At 43.7% G+C, this 23312-nt stretch carries 23 protein-coding genes; 6 read left to right on the top strand and 17 right to left on the bottom strand.

Annotated elements, in window-relative coordinates:
• Positions 1–23: 23 nt before the first annotated feature.
• From AB4482_RS00735 to AB4482_RS00715, 5 genes are all read right to left on the bottom strand, one after another.
• Complete coding sequence (locus AB4482_RS00735; protein WP_029235511.1) at positions 24–1049, bottom strand: HD-GYP domain-containing protein; 1026 nt, start codon at positions 1047–1049, stop codon at positions 24–26.
• Between the two features lie 309 nt (positions 1050–1358).
• On the bottom strand, positions 1359–2123 hold the full coding sequence (locus AB4482_RS00730) for an ABC transporter ATP-binding protein (RefSeq protein WP_017061894.1): 765 nt from the start codon (positions 2121–2123) through the stop codon (positions 1359–1361).
• 12 nt (positions 2124–2135) lie between these two features.
• A complete protein-coding gene (locus tag AB4482_RS00725; RefSeq protein ID WP_136978264.1) occupies positions 2136–3086 on the bottom strand; it encodes an iron chelate uptake ABC transporter family permease subunit in 951 nt (316 codons plus the stop codon).
• Positions 3079–4032 (bottom strand): ABC transporter permease, encoded by a 954-nt coding sequence (locus tag AB4482_RS00720; RefSeq protein WP_372056876.1) that lies wholly within the window; start codon positions 4030–4032, stop codon positions 3079–3081. Before AB4482_RS00720 ends, AB4482_RS00725 begins: the two co-directional genes overlap by 8 nt.
• 100 nt (positions 4033–4132) lie before the next feature.
• Positions 4133–5065 carry a siderophore ABC transporter substrate-binding protein gene (locus tag AB4482_RS00715; RefSeq protein ID WP_372056878.1) on the bottom strand — a complete coding sequence of 311 codons (933 nt, stop codon included), beginning with the start codon at positions 5063–5065 and terminating at the stop codon, positions 4133–4135.
• 928 nt (positions 5066–5993) lie between these two features.
• Here AB4482_RS00715 and AB4482_RS00710 point away from each other — a divergent pair.
• On the top strand, positions 5994–6203 hold the full coding sequence (locus tag AB4482_RS00710) for a hypothetical protein (RefSeq protein ID WP_004731601.1): 210 nt from the start codon (positions 5994–5996) through the stop codon (positions 6201–6203).
• Positions 6204–6433: 230 nt separating this feature from the next.
• Here AB4482_RS00710 and AB4482_RS00705 read toward each other — a convergent pair whose 3' ends face one another.
• A complete protein-coding gene (locus AB4482_RS00705; RefSeq protein WP_017061898.1) occupies positions 6434–7027 on the bottom strand; it encodes a hypothetical protein in 594 nt (197 codons plus the stop codon).
• Positions 7028–7292: 265 nt separating this feature from the next.
• Here AB4482_RS00705 and AB4482_RS00700 point away from each other — a divergent pair, with 265 nt between their 5' ends.
• Complete coding sequence (locus tag AB4482_RS00700) at positions 7293–7454, top strand: hypothetical protein (protein WP_170962358.1); 162 nt, start codon at positions 7293–7295, stop codon at positions 7452–7454.
• 225 nt (positions 7455–7679) lie between these two features.
• The gene (locus AB4482_RS00695; protein WP_059020739.1) at positions 7680–8219 is read left to right on the top strand and encodes a DUF3332 domain-containing protein; all 540 of its coding nucleotides are present in this window, start codon (positions 7680–7682) and stop codon (positions 8217–8219) included.
• Between the two features lie 112 nt (positions 8220–8331).
• Here AB4482_RS00695 and AB4482_RS00690 read toward each other — a convergent pair whose 3' ends face one another.
• Genes AB4482_RS00690 through AB4482_RS00675 form a run of 4 tightly spaced genes read right to left on the bottom strand, consistent with a single transcriptional unit; the run spans position 8332 to position 12245 of the window.
• Complete coding sequence (locus AB4482_RS00690) at positions 8332–8991, bottom strand: potassium channel family protein (protein WP_017061900.1); 660 nt, start codon at positions 8989–8991, stop codon at positions 8332–8334.
• Positions 8992–10092: an AI-2E family transporter gene (locus tag AB4482_RS00685; protein WP_017068458.1), complete on the bottom strand. Its 1101-nt coding sequence runs from the start codon at positions 10090–10092 to the stop codon at positions 8992–8994.
• A gap of 22 nt (positions 10093–10114) precedes the next feature.
• Positions 10115–11134 (bottom strand): DUF2955 domain-containing protein, encoded by a 1020-nt coding sequence (locus tag AB4482_RS00680; RefSeq protein ID WP_372180389.1) that lies wholly within the window; start codon positions 11132–11134, stop codon positions 10115–10117.
• On the bottom strand, positions 11124–12245 hold the full coding sequence (locus tag AB4482_RS00675; RefSeq protein WP_372180387.1) for an HlyD family secretion protein: 1122 nt from the start codon (positions 12243–12245) through the stop codon (positions 11124–11126). The genes AB4482_RS00680 and AB4482_RS00675 overlap by 11 nt, the downstream gene beginning before the upstream one ends.
• Before the next feature lie 159 nt (positions 12246–12404).
• On the opposite strand from AB4482_RS00675, the gene AB4482_RS00670 reads away from it, so the two are divergent.
• Positions 12405–13400 (top strand): helix-turn-helix domain-containing protein, encoded by a 996-nt coding sequence (locus AB4482_RS00670; protein ID WP_372180386.1) that lies wholly within the window; start codon positions 12405–12407, stop codon positions 13398–13400.
• Between the two features lie 36 nt (positions 13401–13436).
• Here AB4482_RS00670 and AB4482_RS00665 read toward each other — a convergent pair whose 3' ends face one another.
• Together AB4482_RS00665 and AB4482_RS00660 are read right to left on the bottom strand one after the other, a co-directional pair.
• Positions 13437–14498: a sensor domain-containing diguanylate cyclase gene (locus tag AB4482_RS00665; protein WP_017061905.1), complete on the bottom strand. Its 1062-nt coding sequence runs from the start codon at positions 14496–14498 to the stop codon at positions 13437–13439.
• A 118-nt stretch (positions 14499–14616) separates the two neighbouring features.
• On the bottom strand, positions 14617–15621 hold the full coding sequence (locus AB4482_RS00660) for a Solitary outer membrane autotransporter beta-barrel domain (RefSeq protein WP_102393605.1): 1005 nt from the start codon (positions 15619–15621) through the stop codon (positions 14617–14619).
• Positions 15622–15964: 343 nt separating this feature from the next.
• On the opposite strand from AB4482_RS00660, the gene AB4482_RS00655 reads away from it, so the two are divergent.
• Positions 15965–16432, top strand: coding sequence for a hypothetical protein (locus tag AB4482_RS00655; protein ID WP_019821783.1), 468 nt, complete (start codon positions 15965–15967; stop codon positions 16430–16432).
• Between the two features lie 96 nt (positions 16433–16528).
• Here AB4482_RS00655 and AB4482_RS00650 read toward each other — a convergent pair whose 3' ends face one another.
• From AB4482_RS00650 to AB4482_RS00630, 5 genes are all read right to left on the bottom strand, one after another.
• Positions 16529–17728: a carbohydrate porin gene (locus AB4482_RS00650; protein WP_102393623.1), complete on the bottom strand. Its 1200-nt coding sequence runs from the start codon at positions 17726–17728 to the stop codon at positions 16529–16531.
• Positions 17729–17843: 115 nt separating this feature from the next.
• Positions 17844–18503, bottom strand: a complete 660-nt coding sequence (locus tag AB4482_RS00645; protein WP_102393604.1) for a DUF3299 domain-containing protein — start codon at positions 18501–18503, stop codon at positions 17844–17846.
• Between the two features lie 81 nt (positions 18504–18584).
• Positions 18585–19964 (bottom strand): amidohydrolase family protein, encoded by a 1380-nt coding sequence (locus AB4482_RS00640; protein WP_017071981.1) that lies wholly within the window; start codon positions 19962–19964, stop codon positions 18585–18587.
• 357 nt (positions 19965–20321) lie between these two features.
• Positions 20322–21302 (bottom strand): helix-turn-helix domain-containing protein, encoded by a 981-nt coding sequence (locus AB4482_RS00635; RefSeq protein WP_371694162.1) that lies wholly within the window; start codon positions 21300–21302, stop codon positions 20322–20324.
• A gap of 180 nt (positions 21303–21482) precedes the next feature.
• Positions 21483–21911, bottom strand: coding sequence for a PACE efflux transporter (locus AB4482_RS00630; protein ID WP_017077482.1), 429 nt, complete (start codon positions 21909–21911; stop codon positions 21483–21485).
• 137 nt (positions 21912–22048) lie between these two features.
• Here AB4482_RS00630 and AB4482_RS00625 point away from each other — a divergent pair, with 137 nt between their 5' ends.
• Positions 22049–22951 (top strand): LysR family transcriptional regulator, encoded by a 903-nt coding sequence (locus tag AB4482_RS00625; RefSeq protein WP_102483004.1) that lies wholly within the window; start codon positions 22049–22051, stop codon positions 22949–22951.
• The last annotated feature ends 361 nt before the right edge of the window (positions 22952–23312 follow it).

Raw genomic sequence — 23312 nt, 5'->3', positions numbered from 1 at the left:
GATTTAGCGACAACATCAAGCCATCACTCATCTCTAAATTTCTCTTTAATTGCTAGAATCTCAGGTAACTTCAGAAAAAACACATCAACGATAGTTGGATCAAAATGTTTGCCTTTCTGTTCTTCAAACAAGTTCAGCGCCTCATCAATACTCCAAGCTTTTTTATAAGGGCGCTCTGCGGTCAGGGCATCAAACACATCAGCAACAGCCGCAATTCTTCCAACCAATGGGATACCTTCACCAGCTATCTGGTTTGGATAACCACTGCCATCCCATTTTTCGTGATGATATTGCGCCACCTGAATAGCCATACGCATCAGTTTGGAATCACTCTGCCTACCAAGTATATCAACACCATATTCGACATGCTTTTGCATAATTGTCCACTCGTCGGCGTCCAATTTACCCGGCTTGAGTAATACGCTATCAGGAATACCGATCTTGCCAATATCATGCATTGGTGCTGCATCACGCAACGTCTCGGCATCTTCGTCAGTCATTCCCAAGGCTTTAGCTAGCACTTCACAGTAGTGACTCATACGCTTAACGTGCATGCCTGTTTCATTGTCTTTAAATTCAGCAGCTCTACCCAGTATGTTCAGTGTTTCTAGCTTACCGAGATTGATCTCTTGAGTTTTCTCTTTTACCTGACTAAACAACGCGCGTTGTTGGTCATAAAGTGCGATATGCGTTTTCACACGCTGGAGTGCAATTGCAGGGGTTATCGGCTTGGTTAGGTAATCGACAGCCCCCAAGGAGAGCCCTTTTACTTCGGCTTCTGGACCAATTGTGGCGGTCACGAAAATGATAGGAATGTGAGCCGTATTCGGCTGAGCTTTAAGTTGGCGGCACACCTCGTAACCATCGATGTCAGGCATCATGATATCAAGGAGGATAAGGTCTGGCTGCGGCACCATCTTCGCAATTTTGATACCAATTGTGCCGTTAATCGCTACTTTCACTTGATAAGTATCTTTGAGTATTGCCGTTAACACATCCAAGTTACTTGGGGTGTCATCCACGACTAACACTATAGGTTTCCGACTCATTGATACCTCGTATACAAATCAAACAGTTATAACCCTAGTGTAGAACGGTTTCCAGAGGTTAAGTAGAAAAAAAACAATTGATTTTCAAAAATGAAGAGTAGATCTGTGAGTGACTTCAAACTGGCGTTATTAGAAGTACGACCAGTCAATATTACGTCAGTTAAGTTATTATTATACAAGGGGAATTACCTTTGCATTGCAACATTTCACTAACAACACAGATACTATCCGAAAACAAAAAGAGCTCCTCATATGGGAGCTCTTTTCGTTCAACGGCTAGAAAGCAAAACAACCGAGTTATTCAGTAATCTAACGACCAGAATAATACATACAGATTCGAACACCATCGAACTCACGAATCTCAAATGGGATCTCGTAGATAGACTCCATCACTGATTTTTCAACCACTTCCGAAACCTTACCCGACTTAACCACTTTGCCTTTCTTCATCGCAACAATGTTATCTGAGTAACAAGAAGCGAAGTTGATGTCATGAATCACGATAACGACCGCTTTATTGAACTCATGCGCTAAACGACGCAACGTCTGCATAATTTCGACCGAGTGTTTAATATCAAGATTGTTCAGAGGCTCATCTAAGAACACATAATCCGTATCTTGCGCCACAACCATCGCGATAAACGCCATTTGACGCTGACCGCCACTCAACTCATCAAGGTATTTGTTTTGGATGTCAGTAATGCCAAGGTGTTCTAGTGCTGTATCGACGATCTTATGATCTTCGTCTTTCAAGCGACCTTGAGAGTGTGGGAAACGACCAAAACAGACCAATTCACGAATCGTAAATCGCATGTTGATGTTATTTGATTGTCTTAACACGGCAAGGTGCTTCGCTAGCTCTTTGGTATCCCACTCAGCCAGTAACTTATCGCCAATGACCACTTCACCCGCGTCGCTGTCTGTTAAGCGGCTCGCCATTGAAAGCAGTGTACTTTTACCCGCACCATTTGGGCCAATGATAGAAGTCACTTCGCCTTTCGGGAACATAGCACTGGCATCATCAACCACGAGTGACTTGCCATACTTCTTACTTAAACCTGTTAATTTAATCACTACTTACTACCTTTACTGAATTCTGGTGCGTAACAACAAGAACATAAAATACAAACCGCCGACCAAGTTAATAATCACACTCACAGTGGTTTCAAACGCCATCACTTTTTCGATAAACCATTGGCCAGAAACCAATAGCACGATCGCTAGTAAGCTGCTTGCGATGATAAGCACACGATGCTGATAAGATCGGAATATCTGGCGAGCTAAGCTTACGGTGATCAAGCCAAAGAACAGCACAGGGCCAACCAGAGCCGTAGACACCGCGACCATCACTGACACAATCACCAAGGTAATCTGAGTCAATCGCTTGGTGTTCACACCCAGGCTTGTCGCGTTATCGACACCAAGCCAAAGTACATCAAGCTTAGGCGCCAACAACCAAAGGCCAAGCAAGCTCAAACCCAAAGGAATAAGGCTGAGGTAAACCAACTCGCCTTTCACGTTATTGAAACTTGCGAACATCACATTCTGCAGCACCGCAAATTCATTGGGGTCAATCAACATCGCCAAGAAGTTAGACAAACTCGAGAATACGCTGCCACATACGATGCCTATCAACAGCAGTGTGAATACGTTGTTTCGCTTGCTCTTAAAGTAGAAATGGAACAGAGCAAACGAGAACAAGATCATCACAGTCACAGACATCGAAAAGTTTGCGATCGAGTCAATCACCCAGAAGCTAGCACTGCCAAACACAAACAGAAGTACCGTTTGTACCAGCATATACAAGCTGTCAAAGCCCAAGATGGAGGGGGTTAGAATTCGGTTATTAGTAATGGTTTGGAAAACCAATGACGACGCCGAGATCGCTACCGCCGCCAACACAATCGACAGCAATTTTGGTAGGCGCAGAGACAAGAAGAACTCGTAGTTATCCCACGTCAGCCCCTGCCCGATGAATAGCGCTGTCATACCCAAAGACGCGATAGCCAGAATCGCAATTTTTACTGAATCACGCATTCGACTTGTCTCTCATGATTAGGTAAATAAAAATCATGCCACCAAAGATGCTGATTACCATCGAGATTGGAATCTCATAAGGGAAGATGACGATTCGAGCTAGCAGGTCACAAGCCAACACTAAGATCACCCCCCAGTAGGCAGTCCAAGGCAGAATCTTCTTCATGTTATCGCCCATTATCAGCGACACGATATTCGGCACGATAAGGCCAAGGAATGGGATAACACCAACGATCATCACCACAGAGGAGGCACTGATAGCCACTAACGCAACACCAATGAAGACGATCTTCTGATAATTCAAACCGATGTTTTTCGCGAAGCTCTCACCGATGCTCGCCGCACTGAACTGGCTCGCGAAATAGTAAGCCAATACACAAGCAGGCACCGCGAGATAAAGGATTTCATAGCTGCCCTGCAACACGCTCGCAAAGTTCGCCATAGTCCATGCCGACATGGTTTGTACTAAGTCGTACTTATAAGCAATAAAGGTTGTTAGAGACGAAACAACGTTGCCATACATAATGCCAATCAAAGGCACCAATACCGCGTTCTTAAACTTGAGGTGTTGTAGGAAGCGAACCAATAGCATGGTGCCAAACACTGCAAACGCGAAGATAAAGCCTAAGTAGCTCCATTGCGCAGCATTGCCTAGCACTAGAATGCCGACAATGTAACCCAACATCGCACAGTCAATTGTGCCCATCGTCGAAGGCGCGGCAAACTTGTTCTGTACGATTTGCTGCATGATCAAGCCAGAAACACTCAATCCTGCTCCGGCAAGCACGATCGCGAGTAGTCGAGGAATCCGACTAACAATATAAATAGAATTGGCGTGTTGGTTGCCATTGAAGAAGTCACTAAAACTGATTTCAGCGACTCCAATCATCAATGACGCAACGCATAACACAACAAGAAATACAGCAGCTGCAATGGGTTTCAACATAGGAATAATACTAAAGATAGGTCTCGGGTAGCCCGTATAAAAAAGTGAAAAAGGGCTTATAAGAACACTCTTATAAGCCCGAAAATCTGATGGTTAGTAACTATTGAATCGTACGTTCAATGTCACTAAGCATTCTATGAATCGCTGTCACACCGCCACCAGCCAAATACCAAGCACTTGAATCAAGGTAAACGATATTGCCGTGCTGCGCTGCAGGTGTTGCCGCAACCAGTGGGTTATCAAACAGTTGTTGTGCGCGTCCTTCTGATTTACCAATCGCTTTTTCGCGGTCAAGCACGTAAAGCACTTCAGGTTTTGCATCAGCTATGTATTCAAAAGAGATTAGGTTGCCGTGTGTTCCTTTAATCGGAGCCACGGTTGCACTCTTTGATTCCACGAAACCAAAGTCATCAAAGATGATTGAGAAACGGCTGCCTTTGTTGAACATCGCAATGTTGTTACCGTTGTTCATTAGCATCATTGCTGAAGTTTCGTCAGACGCTACTTTGTCGTTTACCGCTGTGATAGAAGCTTGAGTCTCTTTAATGATCGCTTCGACTTCAGCTTGCTTACCAAAGATGTCGCCTAGCACACGCCAGTTTTGCTGAGCATCAGCCCAGTACTTGTCGCCTTCAATAGAAAACATGACAGTAGGAGCAATTTGTGCCAGTTTGTCGTAAACCTTAAGCATGCGGTTTTCCGCGATGATGATGTCAGGCTTCAACATGTAGATAGCTTCAAAATCAGGTTCGCTTAAAGAGCCTGTATTTACCGTCGTATCTTTGTACGAAGCTAGGTAATCAGGCAGCAAGCTATGAGGCGCGCCAACTGGCTGTACACCAATTTTATCGAGCACGTCTAAGCTACCGTGGCCTAGAACCACCACTCGCTGTGGTACTTCAGTAAACTGCGCTGTGCCTTTCACATGCTCAATGGTGACGGTTTCCGCATGCGCGGTCATCATGAATGATGATGCTAGAACGATGGCAAGCCCGCTCAATAACTGGCGAACTGAATTGATTGTTTTCTTCATGTTTCTTCCTTTGCCATTGATACAAACCACCACTCATGACAATGAAAGTCACATTACTCATAGACGAGCATGGGGCGTACACAACTGCTAAATAACGATAATTTAAAGTCTGTCATTGGATTGACAACAAACTTGTAACGCAAGTGAGAACTATTATCAATTATATTTGCACTAAATTGGCGATACAACAACTTTATTATTCAGAAACGTAAAAGTGAGTATTCATATTTTGCGTAGTCAGGAGAGGTATTAGGAATCAGAAATATCAAAAAGACGCGAAGAGGAAAATACTCATCAACCTGAAGAAAAAAACAGATGGGGAAAGCACCCAAAAACCCTGTAATTACAACGCTGAACCCCAAAATCATGGATTGTAATTTACAATGTAAAGATCATATACAACAGAGACTTAATCATCACCAAATTAGCTGATCAATTAAACCCACTAATGACAACGAATACGAACAGCTGAAAAGCCAAGACTCAGTCAGATATCATGGTCAAATCCCTGACCTTCGCTCATTTAACCTTCAGTAACCGATGGTAAATCACCCAAAAATATTTTTGAATTTAATTGAAAATAGGGTTGTAATTTTGAAAACTAGGCGTATAGTTCGCCACCTGGCTCTAATCTATAGAGCTGTTAATGCTAAAGTAAGTCCAAGTTCCACATAGACAGTTCTCGATTCCCTCGTTACACCATCTCTGCGTCAGCTTTCACCCAGATAGTCATTCAATAGCTTTTAAATTCGATCCTACTACCGATCTATCGTCATTTGCTCTTTTGTCAGCGAAGTCAGAATAGATCGAGCACTTAAATACAAATGTAATAAACACAAGGCACAGTTATGTCACGCAGAACAACACGACAAACCCATTGGTACCAACTATCACGCGAAAAAACAGTCAATAAACTAAAAGGTAATAAATGCTCAAGATTAAAATAGATTTACACAAAGAAGAGATTTCATGGGTCACCGAGATTCGACAGCTCAATAGCGATATACTCCACCGCCACATATTGCCCAAGCTACAACATCACAGCTATCTCATCGACTTTGAATTTAATGAACGAGAAAGCATCGGAACTATCGTTTCAGGCAACGGAAACACCCTAGGACATTTCACACTCCTATAGCATTTCCCAAAGGCTACAAAAGAAACACCATCTAGTCCCAAAGATGTAAAAGATGTCACCCTCAATTCGCTCTAGCAGAACAAAATAGAGTAGAAGTAAAACAGATCTGAAACCTAGCCCTTTTTGCATTTCACACGCGGCTAACGCTAGCTAGGTTATCGTACTTCTATTGAAACCAACTTATATCAAACTCTAAATCACCATTGAGTCATTATCAGTGCATTCATGGACTAATAAGTTAACGGCATCGACCTTAACTTCTGATCAAGAGTATATAAGTGTTCTGCAGCTTGCATGTGTTGAGGGTAATCACTGAACTTCTCACGATTCTCCTCATTCATCTTACATGTCTCATCCACCAGCATTAACTTCCAATACAGCTTCGTTGTATGCAACATCGCCAGTAACGGTTTGAACACCTCTTTCTCATAAGCTTGAATCAACTCTTCAATCAACTCGTCACGTTCGTCTTCGCTTGCGATTGAACCCTCGGTTGCCGACAACACTTTTTGATACTTCAGGTTTTGTTGCAGCTTATCCATGACCGTTTGGTTTTCTTCCGCTAAGTCAACAAGCTTCGACTTAATGATGTTTACCCAATTCGCTTGGCTCAGTACTGTGTCATCAACGCTGGTAAAGTCTTCTCGTATTTGTCGTTCAACATCTTTTTGAGCTTTCTTTAAAACCGCACGCACCTTTTGGAAAGGCAGCTGATACTCCTTACTTAGCTCGATAATCAGTTTATGAAAACCACCATTTGGAAGGTGTAAGTTTTCTTTAAACGTCGCCATTGCAGCTTCTTGCTGTTCGGTAAGGTGAGTCATTCTGTTTCCTATTCTTTATCACTTATGGTGCTGAGCCCGCGATCATACCATTATTACCCTCGTTTTTTCGGTAACTTGATCAGTTACACCTCGCTATGCCGTTAAATTCTCTCAGCCCTTTCTCTTTTGGCTAGTTATTAACCCACTTGGCATAAAATGGTAAATCTCTATCGGCGAAAGTTCGTACATTACGCGCTCAGGGGATATCGCCAGACAGGAGTCGTTACTTACATATGAAAGACCAGCGCGAGAAATGAGAAAACAGATGACCTATTCAGAATACAAAGAATCCGATTTGCATAAGTGCGTGAGCATTGGTTCAGAAGCAATGGTATCCATTGCCAAGTTTGCCTTTAAAGCCACTACCCTTTTATTTCGATTTTTCCGCTGGCTTGTCGTATCGGCTTATACCTACGTGATGAAGTAATTCTATATGGGAGTCGTTGTTTTCATTACGACTTATCTAAATACCCCAAAGCGCGCCCTATTAGGTCGCGCTTTTTTTGTGCCCAGTTTTATACCTAGCTTGATGCCAAAAGTCCGAGTGCATTTTATATCGTCAGTGGCGCTAAATGGTAAAACTGACCATCGAATAAAAACCATACTACACCTGTTCCAACGAAACAGACTTCTAACTTATACAGGTACTAAAATGAAAAAGATTGCACTTAAAATTGTAGGACTAACGGTTTTGGCTTCTGCGCTAACTGGTTGTATCGGCAGCAACGCCGTAACAGGGAAAGTGATGAAATTTAACGTTGAAGTTGTCGATAACCGCTATGCCCGTGCAGGTGTAAACTTCTTATTAGCGCCTGTATACGGTATTACTACCGCAGCAGACTATGTGGTATTCAACTCACTTGAATTCTGGACAGGTAAAAACCCTATCAGCGGTTCACCACACGTATTTGATACAAAAACAGACACGCACTTCAAAGTGAACGATGATCTGGACCCAAGCCTGAAAGAAGCCCCTGTCGGCCCAATTTCTAACAATCGCACCATTGAAACGGGTGAGATGATTAAGATCGACGAAAACACGATTCAAATGGACATCGTCTATACATCTGGTGAAACAGCGACTCTAACGGGCATCAAAGACGGTCAAAACGTTACCTATTACATGGATGGTCAGCTTGTATCGCAAACAACTATCGCTGAATTAGAGAAGATTCAAGGCACTGAAGCTTAAGGTTCATCGCCCACACAGAGTTCAAACTTAAAGAGACTTTTGAGCTCATAAAATAGAACAAGCCCGGCGATTGCCGGGCTTGTTTGTATGTGCTCTATTATTTGTAAATGCTCTATTGGGACTGAGACTGTGCAAGTCGAATGCTCACCAAACTCGCCACCATGATAGCTAAGTAAAAGCTGCCGATAATGGATTCCATAAACACAAAGAATTGAGCAATAGGCAGAGCTGGTGATATGTCGCCGTAACCAACCGTAGTCAAGGTGATAAAGCTAAAGTACATCGCATTAAACAAGTTCGTCAGCCAGACTTGCTCTTCTAACCCGTTAAAGGCATTAGGAAATATCTCTAAAATTAACAAGTAGATGGTCGACCAAGCAAACCCTAGCAACAAGTAAATACAGATGGAGCCGATGATGTGATTGGGTGTCACCGTTTTGGCTTTCATCACCTGCTTCAACGCCGAGTAAATGTGTGAAAACAAGAACACAGCCAACGCCGATAGCGTCACTATCGACAGGTTATAGCCTTCCAAAAATGAAAACACGCCAGACACGAGCGCCGTAATCAATAACAGCCCATACCAAGAGCGATACAAGGCTCGCTCTTTATGAATACCGGCAATTGAACTCGCCAACGTAATAATGATAAGAAATAGGATTGTTTTCTGGCCTTGCGGATAAAACTGCTGCATCACCGCGCAACCAAGAAACAACACCAACAGTGCATAGAATAAGAAGTAGAAGTTGTCGTCTTTAGAGACTGGCTTCATCTATTTTCCCTCGACCTCTGCAGGTTTTTTCTCAGTTTCTTGTTGGTTTTTCTCTTCAAGTCCAAGCCACGCCATCATCAGCTCATAGCTTAAACTCAGTATCACAGCACCGACAAACAGACCGACGATGCCTGACATCGCCATTCCGCCCAGTGCACCCAATAGAATTACCAACATTGGAATGTGAGAGCCACGGCTCAGCAATACTGGCTTTAAGATAGCGTCACTGCCGCTCACCAAAATACACCACACTAAGAACAAGCTCGCCGCCAGTGTCGATTCAACGCTGAACATGTAGATGATCGCCGGTAATAGAGCGAGAATCGGTGGAAGTTGGATTATCGCAATGAGCAGCACAGCTAGCGCCCAAAACGCAGCTGCTGGAACGCCTGCAATCACCAAACCGATTGCCGACATCATGGATTGAATCACAGCCACACCAATCACTCCTTGCACAACGCTTCGCACGGTCGATTTAGAGAGCTCTACCAACTCTTCACCTTTACCGCCCGTTAAACGCGCCACTAAGTGAGTCACGCCGGTTTTGCATTTATCGGCATTACTCATGAATGCACCCGCAATGATGGTAGAGATGATGAACTGAATAAAGCCGCCACCTAACGAGCCAAGAACAGAAGCCGCTTTCGTCGCAAACTGTTTAAGTTCATCCGCATACTTTATGAAAGTGCCTTCAATATTGTTGGAGGCGGCAACCAAGGTTGAATAAACCTTCTCACCTATGAATGGAATATCTTGTAAGGACTCTTTCGGTTTAGGCAATGACAATGTGCCATCTTGAAGCCCTGTCATCAGGTCAGTCGCGCTGGTGTAGATACCAGAAGAAAGCGCCGCCAAAGGAATAAATAGAAGAATCACACCAATAAAGCTCAGCAATGCACTGGCTTTACCTTTCGACATCCCGGTTTTATTTGAAATTGCGACCGCCACTGGATACAACGCAGTCGCAATGATCGCCCCCCATATCACCAAAAGAATGAATGGGCGCAAAATCGAAAAACACCAATACACGAGCATGGCAATCGCTGCGATCTTGATGGCAGCGTCTATCGCCTGTTTTGAAAAATCATCGGTTAACTTCATGAGACGTCCTTGTTAAACAAAATTAAGGCTGATTTTGTAGGAACTTCCAATTCCGTGTTTCTAGGAATAGAGAAGCCAAAATCATATATATGCCAATTAACACTAATTGGAATATGCGTATAAGGGTGTTGCTATCGATGTCACCGGAGCTCATCAATGTGCTACCAACAAGTACGAGCAACGTACTAAATGCAGTGGCGAAAATAGGTGCTTTTTCGGGAACCGTGTAGATCTTGGTAGCCATAAGAATGGCAATAAGTCCTATAAACAAAGAATAGAAGACAATGTTGGGTACTATGGAAAGAATTGAAAAAGCAGCAATCGCCAGCAATCCTCCGATACCGTTACTTATCACCAGAAAAGCGCTCAACTTTATCGACTTCTCTGACGTAATCATCAACGATAACAACGCAATGAACATCATTGTCAGTAAAGCTTCAGATATTTGAAAAATAAAGAAAAAACAAACTACTGGATAAGAGATAATCATCGCCCTAAAGGCCGCATACCAACGCTGTTTCTTTTCTAGGGGAGCAGCGGCGAACCCTGAGAATTCAGATTTAGGTTCCGGAAAAAAGAAATGTACGAGTGCAAAAATCGTCACCGAAACCACACCTGATGTTGCCAAGCCCGACGCTAATAATACGGAAACACCCGGATTAGAAATGGCCATGAACGGCAACATGAGCACTGCGATCAACAGAATCGTCGCGAACAAGTTCCATTTAGGGTCGACAAACAAGTAGTAACCCCACAGCATCATTAACCCCACTAAAATCAGCAATGGGATTGGATAATGGGTAATTCCTCGCGACAGTAATAAACCTAACCCCATTGTCACCACAACGGCCAAGAGCAATTCGTAGACCGTTTCTTTATGGAAATTTGGTTTATCAATTAAGAACTTAGCTGTGAACACTGGCGCCACAAACGCAAGCGGCCAGTTTATCCACGCCGCCAAAAATACAGCCAACGTAACCCCGACCGTGTAACGCAGGATCCGTTGCTCTGTTTGTTGGTCGAGAATGGGCTTATCGGACATAAGACAATACGCTTATAAATCGAATCCACAATTTGCCTATCGCGTTGAATACAAAGTTATCGCCGCTATAAACAATCACATCCGCTTGGCCACCCACTCGGAGCATGCCTGTCACTTCTTCATTATCAAATTCAATGGTTATGGGAAGCATCTGTGTTTGGCGCAACCAACCCGTTTGTTGGCTAGCTTGAGCAAGCTTACCTGCTTGGTCATTTTGCCCCCAATCAACACCCCAATCGATACTACTTACGCGCCCTTTTACCACTTTGCCCGGTGCGAAATCTAACGCCACTTCAACTTCATCACCGACCGTTACATTACCTAGGCTGTTCTCTCGATAATAAGCTTCAATCCAAATATCTTCGGTTGAAACAAAGGTCATGATTGCTTGCCCTGCTGATGCATAGAAACCTTCAGACAGGCTAAAGTTAGAGACACCACCTTGTGTCGGTGCAGTAATCACGGTGCGTTCTAGATTCAATTGAGCTTGTTCAAGTGCCAGCAACGCCGCTTTCACTTGGCTATTTTCTTCGCCTTCTTTACCCATTTGTTTCTTAGCACGGTCAAGGTCAGCTTCTGCATTCACAACCGCTGCACGAGACGTTGCTAATGCTGCTCGCGCTTTATCTGCATCTGATTTAGAAACGACACCTTTATCGGCCATCTCTAAAACACGCTTAGCTTGCAGTTTGGTGTTTTGTCTTTCAACAATCGCTGAAGTGAGTTTCGCTTGGGCTGAAGCAATGCTCGCGGTTTGCGCACCAACATTTTGGCCTGCAATCTCTAAATTTTGCTCGGCTTGTTGGACGGCTATTTGGTAATCAGACTCGTCTAAAATGGCTAACTTGTCGCCCTGATTAACGAGTTGGTTAGGTTGAACAAGAATATCGAGTACTTTACCCGACACCTCAGGCTTGATTGGAACGATATAACCTTTTACACGAGCATTATCAGTAATAGGAATGATGCGGTCTGAAATAATACTGAAGATCAACATGAACGCCACGAACAACAGTAAGTAGTTGGTGACCTTTCTTACTTTGTCTTTTCCATTTTCTTGCTGGCCAACTTCTTCCTTGGCTTCTTGCGTATTCCCGTTGACTTCTGACATGGGACTCCCTTCTAGATAACTAACATCAACAAAATTAATACTTTAAAAATAAACCCGGTAATGGAAAACTCAAGTAAATAGGGTTAGATTTAGTAAACAAAACGTTGCAAATGATATGCACGTCTAATAATGCGACAATATATACAGGATTGTATTCTAATGAGCTCTAGTCACTACCAAGTCCCGGTAATTCAAACGAACTACGCCAAAATTCTGGTTCAGGTTTTTTCTGACTATGGTCTCGACCTTCACCTTTTGCTCAAAGATTCTGGTTTGCCGCCCGATCTCATCGAATCAGAAAGCGATTTCGTACCATCAGAATCGATTAAGCGTTTGATTTATTTGACCTCATCTCAACTGGGTGTCTCTCGGTTTACCGATGTCCTTGGTCTCGCATTTAGACGTCGAATAATCCCACATGTCTTGCATCAATTTACCGAGTTTGAAACTATTGGAGATTCGCTCAAACATATCGATAAGATTTTTTCCTACGACTCTCCGGGGAGTAAAGTTGAGTTCATTCAAGAGCATGGTCAAAGCTGGTTTTGCCGAACTGCACCAGAAGATTCATCACCAATGTTCCAATGGGGTGAAGCCTTTGCTGTAACGTATATCGTTGAATTGATGTCAATTTTGACTCAATCACCTTGGCAGCCCAATAAAGTGCGCTTGCAAGGTCACGACATCGATGTAATCAAAACGATCCTTCCAAGCAACTGCCAACTGTTCATCGACCAACCGTCCACTGCCGTACTTATTCCAAATGAGATTTTGCAACAACCAATACGCTTATCTTCTAAAGATCTAAGCGCAAAACCTGCGCTTATTGAATGGCACACTAGCTTTACTGATAGCGTCTACGAGTTACTCAAGCCCTACATGAAAGAGCAAGACCTCTCACTTGAAGAGGCCGCAGAGCTGCTTAATTTTTCAGTGAGAACGTTTCAACGTAAGCTTAAAAACGAAAATACCACCTACCGAAAGGTCAAAGAGAACCTGATGTTTTCTGTCGCCTGTGAACTGATGGAAGAAGGCCACACACTGACCTACATTTCTAGCCAACTCGGTTACACCAACATCTCGCATTTTTCTCGTGCGTTTAAGCGTGTGTCTGGCCTTACGCCGAAGATTTACCAACGCTCAATCTCGGCTTAGGCTTCGCTCGATTGATTAACCAAGCACGGCCTACATCTAACCAAGGGCAATTGGAGTAGCACAGCCTGGGCTAGAGCTACACACTCTATTTCGCCCGTTACCTTTAGCGCGGTAAAGTGCCTTATCTGCACTGCGATAGGTCGCTTCGGCTTGCGCCTGTATTTCAGACACACCACTGCTCACGGTCAGGTTCAATGTTGTCCCTTTGGTAATCACTTCTTTCAGTCGATACATCGCCTCAAACGCTTCTGCCAAATTGGTTTCAGGCATCAAGATAGCGAACTCTTCTCCGCCTACTCGCGCGACGATATCAGTGTCTCGGCTGTTGTTTCTCAACAGTTCAGCGACCTCTTTCAGCGCTGAATCACCTTGGTCATGACCGTGATTATCATTGATAGCCTTGAAGTGATCTAAATCGATCAACGCCAAACAGGAATGTGTGTAACCATAACGCTCTGCCAGGTTAGAATAATGTTTTAAGTCGTTATCAAAGCGGCGTCGATTCCAGCACCCTGTCAGTGAATCCGTTTCCACCAGCATTCTTAATCGACGCTCCAATATCTTGCGTCGGCTAATATCCGTAAAGGTCACCACGTACTTGTTATTGTGCGGCAGAATTTCAGTTAGCTTTTCCACCACAACGTTTACGGTAAACTGCTCACCAAGTCGACTGACGCCACTCAACTCACCTTTCCATCTCTGGTTTTCCTTCAGTGAGCGAGTAATGGTCGTGATTAGGCTGCTGTTATTCATAAAACAGAGATCAGAAATCGGACGAGATTCGACTTGGTCAAAGGCATAACCTGAAACCCGAGAGAATTGTTGATTCACTTGTATGACCCTCAATTGACTATCGAGGACAATAAAACCTGCGACACCATCAATGATCGCTTCCGACAAGTTATTCTTGCTTTGAGCCATTTCATGTCGATAAAGGCGTGCGGTAATAAGAGTGCTAAGTAAAAACAACGCACACACCGAAAAAAACATGGCTGGCGTAGAAGCAATACTCAGCAACCACAAGCTAAATGCCATATTGAGGACAAGTGCAGACACCACGTATAGCGGCATTTTTCGGTCATAACTTAACTTGTTCATAGTTTGCTCTGGTGATGGGCGAATGACTATGATGGCTAAGTTTTGATTAAGATATTTACCATTTTACGACACATACAAATTCAAATTATATGGGTACTTTGAAGATCAACAACTTATGCTAATTATTGAGTAAGAAGAGCAAACTACCACCGCTGAGTGAGCTGCCATAATTGAAGTTAATCCCGACACCGAAGTTATCAAAGAAGTAAGAGTCGTAAGGGACATCGAACACCAACCCAGCGCCGAATTCATAGTAATAGTGTGTGTCTAAAGGATCCGTTAAATCCCCCGCTATATCGATTCTTCTAAAGTTATAGTGGACCTGAGGGTTGTTTAACGACCAAGCATCGAGCGCGACATTTTGCCTAAACTCTAGTTCATTAATAAATCGCATCCCTTCAGGGTTACCGATATCACCATCGTTCGCTTCACCCCATCCAGCCCCATAAAAATAACGCACTCTAGAAGAGACATTCCAGCTTCCCCACTCTTGCTGCTTTAAATACTTGAGTTTGACCGACGGCTCACCTACCAATGCCCATGCTGAGGTATTTAGCGCGTAGCCGTCTAGCTGAGACTGAAATGCTTGAGAGTAGCTGTTGTTGTATTTATATTTATTGCGGTAATAGAGCAAGTGAGTGCCTAAGCCATACGCGATAGACCAACGTTGGGTTAAATGGTTTTGAACCCCGAAAAAGCCATACAGGCCCAATACTGAGTCTTTATTCGGATTCACACGACGGTCAGAGGTCACTTCCGGTGAGATTTCAATATCCTGTTCAGAAAGCGCATAAGACCCTCGCACAGACCAAATAAGGTCAAGATCAGGATCATCGGTGTTAATCACCGAAGAATAAGGAATGGAGCCCACACTCACTTGGCTTCGAGTATCGATGGTTTTATCGGAGCCAAAACCATTGTCGTTCAAATTGATAAATGAATTTGGGTCAAAATCAACAAAGCCAATAGAAACCGCATCACTGTCAGTCAACGCTATAGAAGCCGCGAATATCTTCTCTAAACGATTTTGAATCGCTTCATTTGAGGCATAGGCCGAGGATGAAAAAAGGCCAGTTAAGATCAGAGCAATAGAAGAGGAATACAGCGATTGGGGTGAAAGCATTAAGTTGACTCCATTCAAACTTATGCTTCAAGTGTAATTGGTAACTTAACTATTTCAATCAGAGAGTTAACGGTGTGGTTGATACTGCTCTCAGTTCCAACTGCAAGAGCGTTGCCAAATCGATGGCTCCCCAAAGCTCTTCTACGTCTTGGATTCTAAAATGAATAATCATATGTGCCTCTGTCTAAATTGGAGTCTTATCTTGGATCATTCTTAAAACCCTTACTTACCATAATACGCCAAGCCGACTTTAAGACCTGTTTCGCATATAAAACAATAAGCGTTTGAAAATTATAAGATTAACTCCTAAGTTTTTTATAACCCTTTACTCAGGAAGAAGTAGATGAGCAATATAGAAAAAGTATATGGATTTAATACGCCCCAACGACTCTTTGTCGGATACACCCTTGCGGTACTCGTCGATTTAACCGTTCTTAATTTTTTTGATGAATACTGGGACTTCGTCAATATCGAGTCATTCACCATCTCATTTGCAGCTGCGATTTTGCTGCAGCTATTACTCAAATTGTCTATAGGCTTAGAACATAAGCTGGCGGATTACTTCAAATCTAAACCGGGGACTGCACCTAAGATTTATCGCGGTTTATCCAGTTACGTGATTTTGGTGGGCTCTAAGTTTGTGATGTTGGAAGCCATCAATATCTTATTTGGAGACAAGGTAGATTTCACAGGCCCATGGAATGGTGTGGTAGCGTTCTTCGCTGTGGTATTCACGATTTTGGTCGCAGAGATTGTTGTTTCAAAGATCTACTTCGCACTCGATGATACGCCCAAAGCCGAAAAAGCATAGCCGCTTTTCTTTCACATCTAAGACAAAAAAGTGAGCCTATCAAGGCTCACTTTTTACATCTATTCTTTACGTTTCAGCGATTAACAAGCAGAGCTGTTAGATAAAGACTCTCGCTCTAACACCGAATACCCAAGCGCTGCTTTCATTGGAGAATGCAGGATCCTTTATGTACTGGATGTCAGGCGTTACTTGGAAATGGTCACCAAACTGCATGTTGTAGTAGATCTCTGCTGTCCACTGCTCTGTACTACCGCTTATAGCTTTCGCATCAGCTGCAAAAGAATCACCATTCACTTCCGCCCAGTTTAGCGCTACACCAAGGTTGTTGGTCGGTTTTCCTAATCCAAAGTACCCCATACCAACAGAAATCGACTTATCGTAAAGGGCAACATCCCCTTCAGAGAAACCACCTCGCACAAACGGCATCACTTGATCAGTCATGAACTGGCTCCATGAGAAGTTAACGCCCGAGCCACCTTCCGCAGCAAGGCTATTACTATGACGAGTATCGTCACCAAAGTCCCAGAAAGTCACATGGAAGTTATCGGTGTAGATCTGCTCTTGCGAAGCCGTCCAGCCTAACTCCAGTGTGGTGAAGTAAGAGGCATCGCTGCCAAAAGCGGTATCAAAGCCATCAAAAATGTCATCTGATTTACCCTTTGCGTCCGCGATACCACCGACCACATAAAAATTCTCACCCAACATATGACCAGCAGAAAGCGCAAGTACACCATCATCAGGTAAGCCCATCGCACCAGAGCCTGTCGAGAATGCCAAATTAGTAAAGCCAGACCATGGGCTTGCTAGAGCGTAAACATCCGCATAGTTAGTTACATCCTGCCAACCGACAACAATAGTGCCTTTGCCATCGTTAATTTTTTGCTTCCAATTTAAGTCCGTAACACGAAACCCTTGGTCACTGTATGCAGGGCCAATTGAACCGACATAGCCAAGTGGGCCGAATGAATAGTCTTTTGGCGCAGTATCACCATAGGCATGTCTATGTTCCACCTTCCAAACTAAGCTACCTGAGTTCTGTGTGTCCTTTCCGTATAGATGCCATGAACCGTATAATCGAGCCACACCCGACGATGCATCAACGCTATCGCCGCCAACCCCATCTCCTGAGGTCAGCCCCAAAGCAAAGTAATCTGCACCAAATGTAAAACCATCCTCAGCTAATGACTCCCTCCAAGATTTCTTTTGTGCTTTCTGCTCTGCAATTGTATTTTCAACAGAATCTGGGCCTTCAAAGTTAGCGCCGTAAACAACGCCGCTCATTGGGCTAGCCGCCATCACAATTGCGATACTTACTTTAGAAAATCTTGAGTTCATCATGTCACCAGTGCTTTTTAAGTTAGTTTTATTTTAGTTATTACTCACATTGAAAATTGTCATTTGATGACAACCATTAATTTTCTTTTTCATAATAGTCTTCGATCATCGAAGCTTTCATTTCATAACCCATGGTGAGGTTACTTTTACCATCGACTAGGAAGACCTCTTCAGTCACTTTGTTGGAGCTAAAGTCACCTTCTACCCACACTGGATACTGAACGTTCTGTACCTGAAAGCCTTCAGGAAAAGACACGCGCACAATCTGGTTTGCAGGAGGCGGTGGCATGTGGATGCACGCACCCGCCACAGGCACTAACAGAAACTCTGTTGCTGTCATTCCCTCTGAGAATTCCAGTGGAACGATGAAACCGGGAACTCGTACTTTCTTGCCATCAAACTCTGTCGTAATAGCTTCGGCGTTTGCTTTCATGGTTTGCATGTATTCATCACGCAGTGCGATCATTTCGTCTGCGTCCACGCCTTGCTCTTTTAGCGTTTGTTTAAATAATAAAGCCTGTTGTTGAGCTTGCTCTTCCTCTGATGCACTCATTGCTATCACACCTTGTAATAGACGCATTTGTTGATCGGTTAGATCCGGCATTTCTACTTTCATTTCGTGAGACTCTGAGTTCAGATCTTGCCACTCAAGATTCATCGCTGTTTCAGCAAAAGTAGGTAAAGCAACGGCCGTAAGTGATGCCACCGACAGGATAAGAGATAGCATTTTTTGCATATAGAACACCTTGAAGAGGGGTGACCTACCCAAATAGGTCACCCATTAAAGCTTAATTTTTAACTGAGTTGTCGAACTGAGTTACAGCGTGTTTTTGTAGACTTTGCCGTCTTTCATGATGACTTTGATGGTATCGATTTCAGGGCTGCGCGGCTCTGCATCAAACCATTTTTCGTTTGCCCCAATCACTGACAAGTCTTCAAGTGGGTTGCCTTCAACAATAATGATATCGGCGTATGCGCCCGCTTCAATCACGCCTAACTTACCCTCTGGGTATGGGTCCATCACGCCAGATAACTTAACGATCTCACCGTTTACCGATGTCATCCCTTTCAAAGTGAAGAAGTTGCCTAACTCTTTACCTGCAAGGAAGATCGTGTGGTCGGTTTGTTTGATACAAGAAACCACGTCACCGACACAGTCTGTGTGGAAACCCCATTTCGGTTGGTACTTGTTTACATTCGAGATGTAGTCTTTGAATGCTTTGGTTGCCGACTCCGCTTTACGCTTAGAGGCAGGGTTCGAGTTGATCGCTTCGATCTGCGTCAGGTAAGGTGAAAACGCGGTCATGTTAGTTGTGATGTAAGCGTCTTTATCTTCCATCTTGTCGGCGATATCGCCATCGAACATGAAACCGTGTTCGATTGTTTTAACACCCGCATCCAAGTTACGCATGATCGCTTTTTTACTGTAGGCGTGCGACATCACGTAAGAGCCATACGCATCAGCAATTTCCACGGCAGCTTCAATTTCTTCCGCAGACATCGCATTCAGCTGCCAAGGGTCAAATGTTGAAGCCACACCACCCGAAGACATGATCTTAATTTGAGTATTGCCTTGCTTGAAGTTTTGACGAGCAGCGGCTTTGATTTCTGTAATACCATCGGCATTAAAGCTCACGCTATTTCGAGCCATACTGGTCGATGAACCAAAGAAGTGTTGGTTAGCCGTGGTTAGGTTACTGAAATCGGCATGCGAACCCGTCGGGCCAATAAATGCGCCTGATGTGTAAAGTCGTGGGCCCGGCAACATGCCAGAATCGATTGTTTTACGTAAGCCAGTATTCAAGCCACCAGCATCACGCCACGTGGTGAAACCTGATTGAAACGCGGCGTTCGCGTTCACTGTTGCTCGAGCAGCCAGTTCTTCAATCGTACGGTTGTTTTCGTGGTCACTTAGATTACCGCCATTCAGCAACAAGTGACCATGGCCTTCGATTAAACCCGGCATTAACGTTTTGCCTTCGCCGTCAATCACTACAGCATCACCAGCCTCTATCGGGCTTGCAGAGATTTGTTTGATAAGATTATCTTCGACTAATACATGATGGTCTTCGTACAATTTGTTTTCAGTACCATTGAATACATCGACGTTAGTAAATAGCGTTGATGCAGCATTTGCAGAAAGAGCAAATGAACACGAAAGAGCAACAACAGAGAGTTTTAAGCCTGCATTTTTCATTTATACACCTTGATTCCGTTTATGAGTGGAGTCCACTTCCCATAACGATTCCGTAACTACTAATGAGTGTCATGAGGTTTCAAAGGTGTTTTTGTCAGCCGCGATAATCACAAAAATCTAATCAAAATTCCGGGAAAAAATCGAGGCAAAAACAACTCATCAACATTCAATAACTTAGTAGTGATACTGCCAGTGTTCAAGGTTGATAAATGGCCATTTGGTGACAATAAATAATTATGCGTTCAGGCTCCGGTTTCTGCTTACTGGCTGGAGTTTTTACTTACTGGCTAGAGTTTCGCTGCGGAGCTGTTATTGCCGAAGCTCTTACTGGTAGCTTTGTACTGCTGCTTACCGAGGTTAGCTGTGCTCTTTTCGATACTGTCTTGGCGTCATGTTCATCTGTCGTTTAAAGGCTCGGGTAAAGTGGGAAGAATCGGAATAGCCCATTTTCGCACCTACTTGCGTGATCGATAGATCTGACTGCTTAAGCAATTCTAAAACCTGCTCAAGAACCATCTCTTCAATCAAGGTTTTGTAGACCACCCCTTCACTTTCCAACCGACGCTGGATTGTTCTGATATGAATATTCAGAATCTCAGAAGCTAAGCTAATTGGGAGTTTCCCCATCGTGAGATAAGGTTTAATAACAAGCTTAAAAGCGCTCAAGAATGAGCTAGGTAAAGGCTTAGTGAGATCTGATACTTGAGCAATTTTGGGTAAAACAATCGGTGCAAGCATGATGTCTTCAGGGATCTCAAAGGCAGTGACCGGTCTATGCGTATAAAACTGAGCACTGCCCATTTGTGGTAGAGATTGAAAACATTCGAGATCGCCATTTTGAATTCCGACCTCAGACGGCTTCCAACGACCTTGTGTTAATACTGAAAGTAGCTCGTTGATGAAAATAACAGAGAACAGTTCAGCGAACTTAAACCACGGTGCGTTAGTAAACGGCTTCTCGCGAACCAACCACCACTTGCCTCCGGATTGCTTGGTATAGACATTCGCACCATTGGATACGAGCTTCAATTGCTCACCAAATTGGTCTAGCGCGTTTTTCAATGAATCCTGCTGGCTTAGCTTAGCCACAAACCTTGGCACATAGGTTTGCTTGCAAAAACTCCACATAAACAGCGAAAACTCTTCTCTCGACGCAGATTCCCCCATAATCTTGACCACGTTCTTAACCGTTGTCTCAGGGAGATAATCGTAATGGTCATTACTGGTGAGAATATCATTAGGGATTTGGGCACTGCGTAGTAAGGTGTAGATTTCACCATCAATATGTTTGAACAGTTCCGCGAACAATTCGACTTCTTTCTTATCGACAACTGTCATTATCTGAGGGGTATTTGGCATCCTTTCCCTTATCTATTCGTTCACGAACTCAAATTATCACCTTTTTTAAGATAGCAGAACAAACGCCGCGTTACCTAGACCTACTAACCGGATGTCTCCGTCAAAATAACTAATAAACAAACGGTTAGTAGCCAAACTCGTGTTTACTGACTTGGTAGATTACTGAACGGCTAAGTCCGCTCTGCGTACCCAGAATGCTCGTATATGATCATAAATCAGATTAAACACAAACGCGTAAATGGTAATAAAAATGGTCACGCCGATATCCATTAAGAATGCCTGCCAAATCCCCACATCAAGTAAGTAAGCCATAACTGGGATCGTCGCCACCAGCAAGCCTGCCTCAAATAGCACGACATGAAAAACACGTAACTTGAGCGAACGCTTTGATTTTTCACCCGTGAAGTAGCGATCAAAAATGCGGTTGAAACAGTAGTTCCAAATCATCGCGATAGTCGCAACAACTATCATGGTTCCTGATAAGGCATTCACATCGTGATCAGTAAATATCGCTAAACCTATAATTGACAGTGTGACGGCCAATACTTCAAACAACACCGAGTGGAAAACTCTCTCTAACGTACTCATACATTCCTATAGCAATTTATAACATGGTGGACTTACCGAAATTATGTCACCGAAAACAATAAGAGAAAGTTAACAGCCATCACGTTTAGTGATAGCTTAAGTATAAGTACCCCCTTTGGTATTGAGCGAGAGATAACATGTACAGTTTTGAGCAATTAAAAGTCTTCGTCACTGTGTGTGAAAGTGGCTCTTTCTCTGCCGCCGCTCGCAAACTGAAACGCGCTCAGTCTGGAGTCAGCCAGTCGATCGCCAACCTAGAAATTGCCATCGACCAAGAGCTATTTAACCGAGAGAAAAACATCCCCGTTTTGACCAACACAGGTAAAGCGTTATTACCTGTCGCTAAGTCGATTCTCGACCAACAAAAGTACTTCGACCAAAAAGTAGAATCGCTCACACAAGAAGATGAGCACGAACTGATCATTGCGGTTGATGAAAGCATCATAGATAAGAATTTCATTAAGATAATCAGCTCACTGGCCGATCAGTTCCCAATCACGCACTTCGATATTATTACGGCCTCAACCTTCGATGTGGAAGACCTCGTAAGACGCGGCAAAGCGCAGATTGGCATCATCTATGCGGATGGTGAACTTAAAGTGGATATGGACTTCTTCTTACTGGGCCAAGCCCGCTTTCTTACAGTTAGCTCCGCCACTCACGAACTCAGCCAAATGTCGGTAGTACAAGACTCAGATCTAAAGCGTTATCGCCAATGTGTGCATCGCAGTTCAAAGCAGCGCGAACTGTGGTTCACCTACGGTATTAGCTCGATGCTTTGGTATGCCAACAACCACAAAACGATCATCGATCTCGTTGAACAGAACGTAGGGTGGGCAAATGTGCCTGAAATGATGGTGCTGGAAGGGATTCAGAAAGGCGATCTCGTAGCACTGCCAGTGGCACACGAGCATGGTGGTTGGATTACTCCAGTGGGTTGCTTAGTGTCTCGCAGCCATATCAATGGCCCAGTGTTAACAAGTTTACTTGAAAAACTAAAAGGCCACTCATTAGAGAACAATCAATGGCAAGCCAACTAATCTCCCCCAATTCTTGAGTTCAGCCTATTTTAGCAACTGAATCCTAAGTCAATGACGGTGGTGTTTTCTCCAGCACTACCTCATTTCCGCTTGTCGTGCCGATAAATATCTTTGTCGTGTGGATAAAACACCTTAGTTGATGTCCAAAAGTGACCTAACTACACTGCGATCCCAACCGGGTGTGTCTTTTCAAACGAATTTAGACAGACCCAAATCGCTCTTTAACACCACTGACCCAACTTCAAATCTCCCAGATAAACGCTCTGTCTTGCAGTCGCTTATGCCGGTTTCAAATAGATCACTTTTGAATATTGATTCGTACCCAGTTTATGAGCGCTCTTCGAGTGCTTTTTTATATCTA

The sequence above is a fragment of the Vibrio sp. 10N.222.55.C7 genome (assembly GCF_041473335.1).
Taxonomy (GTDB): domain Bacteria; phylum Pseudomonadota; class Gammaproteobacteria; order Enterobacterales; family Vibrionaceae; genus Vibrio; species Vibrio crassostreae_C.
This window is presented reverse-complemented; position numbering and strand designations above follow the sequence as displayed.